Here is a 9,639-nt window from a genome sequence, read left to right as displayed (position 1 = left end):
ACGTTCCAGTGGGTCGAAATCGAGGCCCGCTCGCTGGCGGAGCACCGGGCCTACCTGCAGCAGCTGGAAGAGGCCATGCGCCGCGACGCCCTGATCCCCGCCGGCGGCCACGGTCCAGCCCGCACCGAGCTGGAGATTTCCCTGACTGCCGGCCAGAGCTTTGCGGTGCTCCAGTCGCTGGCAGGCCAGAAGGCCTCGATGCTCAGCACCCTGCTGCGCCAGTGGACCCGCCTCACCGGCGAAAAGCTCTCCGACACTCCGGCCTGCAGCGTGGAGATCTGCCCGTTGGTGCCGCCGCAACCACCGCGCAAACCCCAGCCCTCGGTGCAGGAGTGGCTGGTGCTGCATGAGCGGGGGGTGATCGACGGCGCCGAGCTGCGCCAGCAGCTGGGGCTGGGCGAGCCCAACGGGGGCAGAGGCAGCTGATCTGGCAAGGGAGGGCATGACCCAGTCCTCCCCACCCACCTGCACCTGGCGTCCCGGTGATGCCGAGGCCTTGCGCATCGCCCTGTCCATCCCGGTGACCAGTGCCGCCCTTGCGGCCCTGAACCGGGAGATGGCCCAGCTGCAGACCCACTACCCCACAGGGGTCTGCACCGCCCAGGGCCACCTCGATGCCATTGCGGCGCTGAATGAGCAGCTGGCCGCACTGACACCGGCAGAGGTGAACAGCCCGGTGCGCAGCCGGCGCAAGGGCGTGGCCGGTGGCGTGGTGCCCAACCCACTGCCGCTGAGAAAGTTGGCGGTGGTGGAGTACGCCACCGAGCTGCTGCTGGAGGAAACCGAGAGCGAGTGGAACCCTGCGGGCCCCTCACCGGCGGTGGTGCTGAACCGGCAGCGCAGCCAGCACATCGGCCAGCTGGCGCTGCTGCTGCCGCGGCTGCAGAACTGGCGCCAGTGCAACCCCGACCCCTTCCGGGGATCGCTGGTACGGGGCTGAGCGATGGAGCTACCCCTCTCGCCACTCAACCAGGGCCTCAACCCCCTGCGGGGTGCGCCGCTGTGGGGCCAGTTGGTCTCCCTGCCTGCAGCCGCTTCAGCGATTGACAGCCGGATAGCTCAGCCCGCGGCTCTGCCCCTGTGGCTGGCGCTGCAGCCCTACGCCAATGCCCGCCTCTGCCTGTTCGAGGTGGACCGGCCTGACAGCCGCAATCCGGTTCCAATCCGCCGGCATGTGATCGATTGCTTCCTCGAGCAGAGCGGCATCGTCAGCGGCTACAACGACACCGCCCTCACCGACCCTGGGGACGTGTTGCTGCGCGGCTACCTCTGCCGGGCGGCGATCCTGCCGGTGAGCACCAGCAACACCTTCGATTGGCTGGCGGCTGAGCAGGACTGGGCCACCCCAGGCTTCCGCGACGAGGCGCCGCTGCCCTGGGACCCGTCGTTGCTGGGAACTGTGCAGGCTCCTTGTCAGGGTGTGATGTGGCTGGGGGACCTGGCCCTGCTCCAGCCCCAGGGCGGACTTCCCTCGGGGGGACGGGCCCAGTTCGCCGGTTGCCAGGTGATGCACTTCGGGGCGGACTACGGCCCGGGCGGCATCAGCCTGCTGCTGCAGCCGTTGCTGGGGGAAGCGATCCAGCTGGTGCTCAGACCCCACAGCGTGCTGGTGCTGCGCGATGGCGACACCTTGAACCTGATCGCTGAGCGCTACGGCACCACCGTGGCCACCCTGCGGCGGATCAACCCCCAGCTGGAGAGCACCCAGACGATCATCGCCGTCGAGGGCGACTCCCTGGCGGTGCTGGCCGGTCGCTATGGCACCACCGAAAGCAAGCTGCGCAGCCTCAACCCGGTGCTGCAGCAGAGCGAGACCTACATCAGCGCCGAAGGCGAAACGCTCAGCAGCGTGGCGGCCGAGCAGAACCTCAGCCTCACTCTGCTGCGCCAGTTCAACCCGGAGCTGAGCAGCTGGCCCAGCGAGGAACCGCTGCCGGCTGGCACCACCCTGCTCCTGCCCGTCTACCGCTCCACCACTTCCATCCCGGCGGGGATGCAGTTGCTGGTGCCTGGCTACATGCCCTCAACCCCGCTGCCGGCGGGGGAGTGGATCTACCTGCCGGCCCGGCGCTCTGCTCCCGTGCTGGATGAGCTGCCTGAGCAGGGCTTTTGAGGAGCTGGCAACAGGGAGAGCGAGCGCAGCCCGGACGGGGCGCCCGCAGCACCACAGCCGTGATGGGTGATGCCCTCCTCCTTCTTCTCCTCTGATTCCAGCAGCGCCAACAGCGGCACTGCTCCAGCCCCCCTGGCCCCGGCTGCTCCGTGGCGGAGCTACAGCCAGCACCAGCAACAGCCCAACCAGGGCTCTGCTGGCTCTGTCCAACCTGCTGCCGACCCCGACCAGCTCGACAGCGACGGCGCTGCTGACGCGGGCCTGGATGCTGCCGACGGCGACGACACCCTCGACCTTTCCCTGCCCCAGGGCCCAGGTGCCAGCGGCAGCGGCAGCGGCGACAACGACGACCCCCCTGCCGCTGCTCCCAGCAGTGCTGATCCCTTGCGCGCCGAACGCCGCCGCAGCAACCAGCTCGAAAAAGAGCTCCGCAAGGCCCGCGCCCAGCTGTCGCGCTTCTCGGAGATCAACCCGGACGAGTACGCCCGCCTGCAGGACGCCGAGCGCAAGCGCGAGGAGTTCGAGCGCCAGGTGGGCGAGCGCGAACGCCAGCTCAATGAGGCCAACCTGCGCCGCGTGCGCAGCGTGGAAAAGGAACGGGACGAGGCCCGCTCCCAGGTGCAGAACCTGCGCAAGGAGCGCTTGATGGAACGGCTGTTTTCAGAAGCGGAAGGCCGGGTGGGCGGTGATGAACGGGGGACGTTCTTTGACACCTTCGTGACGCTGTGCGGCGGCCACTTCCAGCTGGGGGAGGTGGACGGCCGCGAGCGGCTGCTGCCGGTGGACGGCAAGGGCCAGCCCCTCACCGCCGATGGCGTGGCCCTGAGCGATGGCGACTACATGGAGGAGTTGCGCCGCCACCCGGTGTACAGCTTCCTGTTCCAGCAGCGCAGTGGCCTCTATTCCGCCGCAGTGCCGGAGAGCGGTCACGAGCACGGCGGCGCGGTGAACCTCCAGACACTGAGCACCGCCGAGCTCTACCTGGAGGCCGTCAAGGGCACCACGCCCAGGGCGGCTGCACCGCGGCGCTGATGACCCCGCCGGGAGAACGGGATGGCCTGGTATCTGGTGTTCTGGCGCAACCGCTCCACCGCCACGGTGGTGCCGGCCGCCAGCGCCAGCCAGGCCCGTTCCCGTGCTCAACGCCAGCAGAAACGGGGCTATGGGGCGATCGTGGCCGCTCGCCGAGCCAATCCCCAAGACGCCGGCTTGATCAGGAAGGGAACCTGGGTGCGGCGGCGGCGCGACGGCTCCAGCCCCCAGTTCGGCAGTGCTCGATCCAAAGCCAGGGCAAGGCGGCAGCGCAGCCGTTATCGGCGGTGGCTGGGTGCCCGTGGCTGACCCAGCCATCAATCAGCAGGACGTCATGCAGCAAGCCGATCTGCAACATCCGTGGATCGGATCTGGCACCGGCAGCGCTGCTCCGCTTTGCTGCGGCTCAGCGCTTCCTGCCGCTGTCCCGTGATGCCCATGTCCGCCGCCCCGGAGGCCAGCGACTACGTGCTTCTTCATCGGGATACCGGCTCAGCGCTCTACACAACCCGCGCGACGGAGCAGGAAATCCATCGCGCCAATTCCAGCCTCAGCAGAGCTGGCCAGCGTTCGCGGTTTGTGGCCGCCAGGTATCTGATGCACCACAACCCAGGCCAAGAAAGCTGAAGCAAGCGGCTGCTGACTGCTCTTCCACTCTCCTGCTCACGGGTTCCATGAGCTTTACCTGCATGGGGATTTGGGGCCCGGCCACCAACCGGCAGCCGGGCCCGAGCCCCCTGGCTCAGCAGACCGAGACGGTGCAGCCGGGGGTGCCCTGCAGCCTGCGGGCAAAGGCGAATGCCTTCTCGGCAGGGATCAGCCGCATCTTCTTGACGGGCTTGCCGCGGCGGCCAAAGAACTCGACCGCACAGGGGGCAGTGCCGAGCTTCTGGACGCCGGGCTGATAGCGGTGAACCACAAGCAGGCGGACTTCGCAGACGGGGCCTTGGGGAGCGGCCATGGCTGGGATGGAGCGGAGAACACCGACCAGACGCCCCGCAGGCGCAGTGCTGGCCAGGGGCGAGCCCCGCGAGCCTTGCGTCAGCCCTGGCCAGCGCAAGCCGCAGGGGCATGCTGCGGCGGGGTTTCGCTCCACCCGGCCAGCCACGCCCCACTGGCCCTGCTGTAGATCCGTGCTGAGCACCCACCGCGCCCGAGCAGTGGAGCTGCTCTGCCAACCCTGGGATCAAGGCACAGGCAAGGGGGCCGCTGCTGCAGCCCCCAATCCATGGCGCTCAGGCCATCTGCAGCTTCTGCACCGACAGTGGCTGGCGCTGCAGCTCGAGCTCACAGCGCTGCATCAGCTCCTGCTCGGCCAAGAGCCGCTCATCCAGCTCATCGACCCGTGCCAGACACTGCTGGATCGCCGGAATCACCTCCTCCTCCAGCAGGGTGATCTCTTCTTCTCCATAGGGCTGCTCGATCCAGGTGCGGCGCAGCGGCAGCCCACGACGACGCAGCAGGATCTCCTCTACCGAGCGCAGCGTGGATTCGAGCAGCAGAAAGGGATCCTCTTCTGGCCTGCAGAACGGGGAGGTGGCAGCGGGGCTGCCTGCAGAGAGCGTGGCCATGACGATCGGCGCCAGGTATGGCGCAGCGACGGGACCGATCCCAGCGGAGGCCCGACCCCAGGAGGGCCTCAGACTGGAGAGGCCCGGAGCAAGCCCTCCTCCCGCTCCCAGGCGTTACCGGTCCATCCGCGTCAGCGCTGCCCCACCCAGAAGCGCCAGCAGCAACTTGAGGGTGGAATCAAAGCCGCCCTGCAGCTGCTCCAGCGTGCCGGGGCAGATCTGCCCGATCGATCGCCCCTCCAGCGCCCGCTGGCCGCAGACCCCAGCAGCCAGCGTATAGATCAGCAGCTGGGTGCCGATCACCAGCGCCAGGATCTTGAAGACGAACCGCTCACGGTCAAACGGCGGCTTGGGCGGTCGGGCCAGTGGTCCTGAGTCCATCGCTGCTCTTCCCTCGCGATCAGGCCCCAGCTGGCGGCACCAGAGCCGCCGTCACTTTTTTTCCTGGAAGACCCCCACATAGACGGTGCCCTGCCGGTAGAGGGGCAGCACCTTGTCGCGCAGATCGGCGTTGTGCAGGCGGACGCAACCGAGGGTGGGGTGCAGGGGCTGCTGCGGTGCCCAGGCGCCGGGCCAGCCACAGGCCGAGCCGCCGCCGTGGAGCATGATCCCGGCCCGACCATGGGCCACCTCCTGGCCCTCCAGCTCCTCCATGTCGAAGGAATACCAGCCGTAGCCCATGGCGGTATCGGAGCAGGGCGGGTTGGGGTTCTGTTCGTAGTCGGGGTAGAGCTGGCCGAGCTTGTAGAGGCCGGGCGGAGTGTCGGTGCTGTTCTGGGTCCAGTCGGTGTCGCTCCCCTGGCCGCGGGCTAGGCAGGGGATCTTCCAGAGGAAGGCCCCGGTGTGGTCGTAGGCCTCCATGTCCTGGTCGCGGTCATTCACCAGCAGGTAGGAATCCCCGGGCTGGACGGGAGCTGCCAGCTGCGGGCCGGCCATCCCGGCTTCCTCTGAGCCGCGCGGATCGAGGCCGCCGCTGGGGACTGCTGGTGCCGGGGGCTCAGCGGGTTTCTGGCTGAAGGTGAGCGCCCAGGGGGCCTGCTCATCGAGGACGGCCTCGCTGCCGGGCAGGGCAGCGATCGCGGCATGGAGGGTCCAGACGCCGGAGACCTGCTGGGGTTCACCGCGAAAGGCTTCAAAGCGATCCTGAAACCGCTCGGGGGTCATGGGGCTGGCCATGGGCGTGGTGCTGCTGAGCCCTGTTGCCAGTGGTCGCTTGGGGGTGCCGGCTGCGGGCAACAAGAGAGCGCCCCAGCCGCAGCCGGGGCCGCCCCCTCAGAAGGGCAGCTCGCTCTCGGGGCACCAGACGGGCACCGAAGCTGGCGTGGTCAGCTGGCGATCGAAGAGCAGATCGGCGCAGAGGCGCTCCAGCCGCTCCAGAGGAGCCGGGCGGTGGGCCGATGCCTCCTCGCACAGGAACTCCAGGGTGCGGGAGCTCAGGAGCTGGAAGGCGCGGATCCGGGATGCAGAAGCCATGGCAGGCGTAGCGAAGACCCCGAAGCAGGCCGGGCGGGGTCAAGGGGCAGCCCCCTCCGACATGCGGAGCGCAGCGCAGCCAACGCACCAGTCCGGCTGACTTGCGCAGCCCTTGAGGCCGCCCGGACCATGAGGAGGGCTGCGCGTAGCCGATCCACCAGGAGCTGGTGGGGCAGGGGCCCAGGCCGCTACCGGGCACGGGATTGGAAACCGGTGCCGCCCACTGCTGTCACAGCCACGAACTGGCCAACAGGGGAACGCTCAGCCTTGGCCGCCGATCACCCGCTGCAGCACCTGCTGGGATTCCGTCTGCAAGGCCAGCGGCAGCAGCCCGATGCGCCGTTTCACCAGTGGCATCGCCAGGGTTGTCATGCGGCTGAGCCGGATCCTCGAGCTCACCTTCAGGCCGGTGTCTGAGAAGCCCGGATGATCGGCAGGGATGTCGAGCTCATCGCGGCCCGGCGGCCCGCTGACGTTGGAGCTGATGAAGGCCAGCAACACATCCCCATGGCGCTCACTGGTGGTGATCACCAAGGCCGGCCGAGGCTTGGCCGCAGGCCCATCCGTGAATGGGAAGGCGACCAGCACGATGTCGTAGCGGCTCAGCATCAGCCGGCGCCGATCGCTTCTCCGTCAGAGAAGCTGTAGAGGTCAGGCTCAGCCGCCAGGTCGTCAAAGGCACCCCCGGCCATCGCCATCTCAGCCAGGGCCCCGTGACTCAGGTCGCTGCTGTCCTGCTCCAGCTGCCTGAGCAGCCAGCGGCGATCGTCAGCCGGCAGGCTGCGGATCACCGCAAGCAGGTTCTCGGTGAGCTGGGGATTGGTCATCGCCCCAGGCTAAACAGCCTGAACCTCAGGGTTCACCCTGCCCACAAGCGACCTGGCAACAGCTGCTGTTGTCACTGGGGCCAGGCCCCTGGAGCGTGCCCTTGGGCCTGACCTTGATCGAGGCGCAGAAATACGCCCGCCGTGCTGAGCAGCTAGCGGTGCTCAAGACCTTTGCGGAGGGGGAGCTGCTGCGCCGCCTGCCCTTCCGCAACCTTGTCGGTGGCTCGTTGAGCTTCCCGGCGGAAACGAAACTCCCCCGCGTGGGTTTTCGGGCCGTCAACGAGGGCTACCGCCAGAGCTACGGGGTGATCAACTCCGATTCGGAGTTCGTGCACCTCTTTGGCGGCGACCTGGATGTGGACCGCTCGATCGTGGACCTACAGGGCCCGGAGGCCCGTGCTGCCCAGACCGAGATGAAGGTGCGCTCGATGCGCCTCACCCTGGAGGCAGCGATCATCAACGGCGACGACACCTTTGATCCGCGGGCGTTCAACGGGCTGAGCAAGCGCCTGGTGCCCGGCGAGGACCAGACGATCGACAACGGCGGCAGCACGCTGAACCTGCTGGCGCTGGAGGCGCTGACCGACAGCGTGATCGGCTACGGCGGCGACAAGGTGTTGATCGCCAGCAAGGCCGCCCGCCGCCAGATCAGCACCGCCTCCCGCCAGGCCGGCGGCGACCTCTACGAGGTGATCGACGGGCGGCATTTCTTCGAGGGGATCGAGATCCTGCTGGTGGAGGAGGACGCCGAGGGCAACGCCGTGCTCGGCTACGACGAACCGGCAGGCACCACCTCGATCTACTGCTGCGTGCTCGGCGATGCGGCGGTCTGCGGACTGCAGGGCCCGTTTGAGGGGCGCTACGGGATCTCGGTCCGGGACTTCGGGGAGGTGCACGACGCGCCGGTGTTCCGCACGCGTGTGGATTGGTACGTGGGTTTTGCGGTGTGCAACCGCAAGGCCGCCGCACGCCTGTTCAACGTGGCGCCGATGCCGCTGGTACTGCCCTGAACGCCAGCCCCAACCCAGGAGAACTGCCCAGAACCACTCATTCATTTCCCCCAGGAGCTCCATCCATGACCTCTCAAGCCACCCGGCTGCTCGACGCCCAGACGGTGCTCGTCGGCTGGATCAACCACTCCGCCACCGACTGCTACGAACACACCCGCAGCAGTGGTGATGTCGTGAACCTCGGCACCGATCTCGATGCCACCAGCTCCTTTGTGCTCGTCGCCTCCCACCCCGGCCACAGCGAGGCGGTGACGGTGACCCTGGAGCTGGCGCCGCTGCTGGCCGATGGCAACGCCGGCAGCTGGATCACCGCCGCGGCCGTCGCCATCCCCGCCGCTGGCGGCAAGGTGGAAGCGATCATCAGCGGCGCCGCACTACTGATCAACCCCGCTGACAGCGAGCTGATCACCCCGCCCTGCCTGCGACTGGCGCGGGCGACGGTGAGCCCTGGCACTCCGATGGGGATGACCGTGGCGCTCACCGCCAACCAAGGGCTGTGAGGTGAGCGCCATGGGCAACCCACTCGACACCCTCAACGTGGCGGCCGGAGCTGAGGCCCTGCCGCTGGAGCTGCTGCAGCCTCTCGACAGCAGCAACCCCGACTCCACGCCTGTTCGCCTCTCGGGCCCGGAGCAGCGGCTCAACGTCACACCGGATCCAGGTGTAGGCGATGCAGCGCTGCTGCCGCCCAGCCAGCTGCTGATCGGCAAGGACAGTGCGACCCGCTCGATCTGGCCGGTGCACCTGGCCGGCTGGCAGGCCCTGGGCTGGCAGTTGCTCAGCCCAGCCAGTGGCGGCGATGAGCCGGTCCCGGTGGACTCCGGGGACAACGCGCCGGAACCGGAGCTGGCGGATGCGCTGGACCTCGAGCCCGAGCAACCGGAAGCGCCGGAACCCGCCCCGGCAGCAGATGAGCCCGCCCCCACCGGTGAGCCGCTGGAGTCAGCGGCAACCACCACCAGCGACGGAGAAGCCCTGCTGGCCACTGAGGCCACCGACTTCCAGGCCATGACCAAGGCCCAGATCGTCGAGTTCTGCTCCACCGTTTACGGCGTGGAGCTCGATGGCGGCCAGACCAAGGCCGAACTGGTGGAGCAGGCCACGGCACTGGAGGCCCAGGCCAGCGGCAGCAGCACGGCCACCAGCGACGGCACGGGTGTCGCCAGCAGCGATCCTGCCGATCTGGCGGCCCTGGAGCTGGGGGATGCCCTGCTCTGATCCCAGCAGCCAGCGCAGCCTCAGCCAGCGCATTCCTGGCTGGGGCCTGGCAACAGCTCTGCAGCACTGCCCTGGCGCCGATGGCCACCCCCGATCCGGCCGTGCTGGCCGAGCTGACGGCCCGGTGCCGCAGCAACAGCCGGCCGCAGGGGGTGATCTTCCTGGGCCAGGCCCAGCTGCAGGACGGCGGCACCCCTGAACCACCCCCGTCCGGTGGGCTCAAGGCAGTGCACGCCCTGGCGCCGCTGGTGAGTGCCACCGACCGCAATGGGGTGGTGGTGATCGCACTGGATCTGCGCCTGCTCAGCCCCCTGCCGCCTTGATCGCCGGCGCCGGCTTCATCCCCCTTCCCTCTCACCGTTGATCCCGATGGCCACCAGCACCGAAACCCGAAC

Annotated in this window: 16 protein-coding genes and 1 pseudogene; 10 read left to right on the top strand and 7 right to left on the bottom strand. The window is 68.7% G+C overall.

The features are described from left to right. From KBY74_RS11935 to KBY74_RS11910, 6 genes and pseudogenes are all read left to right on the top strand, one after another. A pseudogene (locus KBY74_RS11935) lies at nucleotides 1–426 on the top strand (hypothetical protein); the annotation flags it as partial. 16 nt (nucleotides 427–442) lie between these two features. Next, nucleotides 443–940, top strand: a complete 498-nt coding sequence (locus KBY74_RS11930; RefSeq protein WP_197169776.1) for a hypothetical protein — start codon at nucleotides 443–445, stop codon at nucleotides 938–940. Nucleotides 941–943: 3 nt separating this feature from the next. After that, entirely contained in the window at nucleotides 944–2,113 is a 1,170-nt protein-coding gene (locus KBY74_RS11925; RefSeq protein ID WP_254942894.1) for a LysM peptidoglycan-binding domain-containing protein, read from the top strand. A 69-nt stretch (nucleotides 2,114–2,182) separates the two neighbouring features. Continuing rightward, the gene (locus tag KBY74_RS11920; RefSeq protein ID WP_254942893.1) at nucleotides 2,183–3,145 is read left to right on the top strand and encodes a hypothetical protein; all 963 of its coding nucleotides are present in this window, start codon (nucleotides 2,183–2,185) and stop codon (nucleotides 3,143–3,145) included. Nucleotides 3,146–3,166: 21 nt separating this feature from the next. Beyond that, the gene (locus KBY74_RS11915; RefSeq protein WP_254942892.1) at nucleotides 3,167–3,454 is read left to right on the top strand and encodes a hypothetical protein; all 288 of its coding nucleotides are present in this window, start codon (nucleotides 3,167–3,169) and stop codon (nucleotides 3,452–3,454) included. 129 nt (nucleotides 3,455–3,583) lie between these two features. Beyond that, entirely contained in the window at nucleotides 3,584–3,772 is a 189-nt protein-coding gene (locus KBY74_RS11910) for a hypothetical protein (protein WP_254942891.1), read from the top strand. 115 nt (nucleotides 3,773–3,887) lie between these two features. On the opposite strand, the gene KBY74_RS11905 is transcribed toward KBY74_RS11910, so the two are convergent. The 7 genes from KBY74_RS11905 to KBY74_RS11875 all read right to left on the bottom strand — a co-directional run bounded on the left by KBY74_RS11905 (nucleotide 3,888) and on the right by KBY74_RS11875 (nucleotide 7,016). Beyond that, on the bottom strand, nucleotides 3,888–4,289 hold the full coding sequence (locus tag KBY74_RS11905) for a hypothetical protein (protein ID WP_254942890.1): 402 nt from the start codon (nucleotides 4,287–4,289) through the stop codon (nucleotides 3,888–3,890). A gap of 91 nt (nucleotides 4,290–4,380) precedes the next feature. Beyond that, on the bottom strand, nucleotides 4,381–4,716 hold the full coding sequence (locus KBY74_RS11900) for a hypothetical protein (RefSeq protein WP_254942889.1): 336 nt from the start codon (nucleotides 4,714–4,716) through the stop codon (nucleotides 4,381–4,383). 114 nt (nucleotides 4,717–4,830) lie between these two features. Next, complete coding sequence (locus KBY74_RS11895; RefSeq protein WP_254942888.1) at nucleotides 4,831–5,097, bottom strand: hypothetical protein; 267 nt, start codon at nucleotides 5,095–5,097, stop codon at nucleotides 4,831–4,833. Between the two features lie 51 nt (nucleotides 5,098–5,148). Further along, on the bottom strand, nucleotides 5,149–5,892 hold the full coding sequence (locus KBY74_RS11890; protein ID WP_254942887.1) for a L,D-transpeptidase: 744 nt from the start codon (nucleotides 5,890–5,892) through the stop codon (nucleotides 5,149–5,151). Nucleotides 5,893–5,988: 96 nt separating this feature from the next. Continuing rightward, nucleotides 5,989–6,189 carry a hypothetical protein gene (locus KBY74_RS11885; RefSeq protein WP_254942886.1) on the bottom strand — a complete coding sequence of 67 codons (201 nt, stop codon included), beginning with the start codon at nucleotides 6,187–6,189 and terminating at the stop codon, nucleotides 5,989–5,991. Nucleotides 6,190–6,450: 261 nt separating this feature from the next. Continuing rightward, a complete protein-coding gene (locus KBY74_RS11880) occupies nucleotides 6,451–6,798 on the bottom strand; it encodes a type II toxin-antitoxin system PemK/MazF family toxin (RefSeq protein ID WP_254942885.1) in 348 nt (115 codons plus the stop codon). Next, complete coding sequence (locus tag KBY74_RS11875; RefSeq protein ID WP_197169792.1) at nucleotides 6,798–7,016, bottom strand: hypothetical protein; 219 nt, start codon at nucleotides 7,014–7,016, stop codon at nucleotides 6,798–6,800. The genes KBY74_RS11880 and KBY74_RS11875 overlap by 1 nt, the downstream gene beginning before the upstream one ends. 101 nt (nucleotides 7,017–7,117) lie before the next feature. Here KBY74_RS11875 and KBY74_RS11870 point away from each other — a divergent pair, with 101 nt between their 5' ends. The 4 genes from KBY74_RS11870 (at nucleotide 7,118) to KBY74_RS11855 (ending at nucleotide 9,567) form a co-directional block, all read left to right on the top strand. Beyond that, a complete protein-coding gene (locus KBY74_RS11870) occupies nucleotides 7,118–8,026 on the top strand; it encodes a major capsid protein (RefSeq protein WP_261352736.1) in 909 nt (302 codons plus the stop codon). Between the two features lie 65 nt (nucleotides 8,027–8,091). Further along, nucleotides 8,092–8,526, top strand: a complete 435-nt coding sequence (locus KBY74_RS11865; protein WP_254942884.1) for a hypothetical protein — start codon at nucleotides 8,092–8,094, stop codon at nucleotides 8,524–8,526. A 10-nt stretch (nucleotides 8,527–8,536) separates the two neighbouring features. Beyond that, nucleotides 8,537–9,244 (top strand): hypothetical protein, encoded by a 708-nt coding sequence (locus KBY74_RS11860; RefSeq protein ID WP_254942883.1) that lies wholly within the window; start codon nucleotides 8,537–8,539, stop codon nucleotides 9,242–9,244. Between the two features lie 80 nt (nucleotides 9,245–9,324). After that, nucleotides 9,325–9,567: a hypothetical protein gene (locus KBY74_RS11855; protein ID WP_254942882.1), complete on the top strand. Its 243-nt coding sequence runs from the start codon at nucleotides 9,325–9,327 to the stop codon at nucleotides 9,565–9,567. Nucleotides 9,568–9,639 lie beyond the last annotated feature (72 nt).

The organism is Cyanobium sp. A1C-AMD (assembly GCF_024346495.1).
Taxonomy (GTDB): domain Bacteria; phylum Cyanobacteriota; class Cyanobacteriia; order PCC-6307; family Cyanobiaceae; genus Cyanobium_A; species Cyanobium_A usitatum.
Note: the sequence above shows the minus strand (reverse complement) of the source record. Positions and strands in the feature narration are given on the sequence as shown.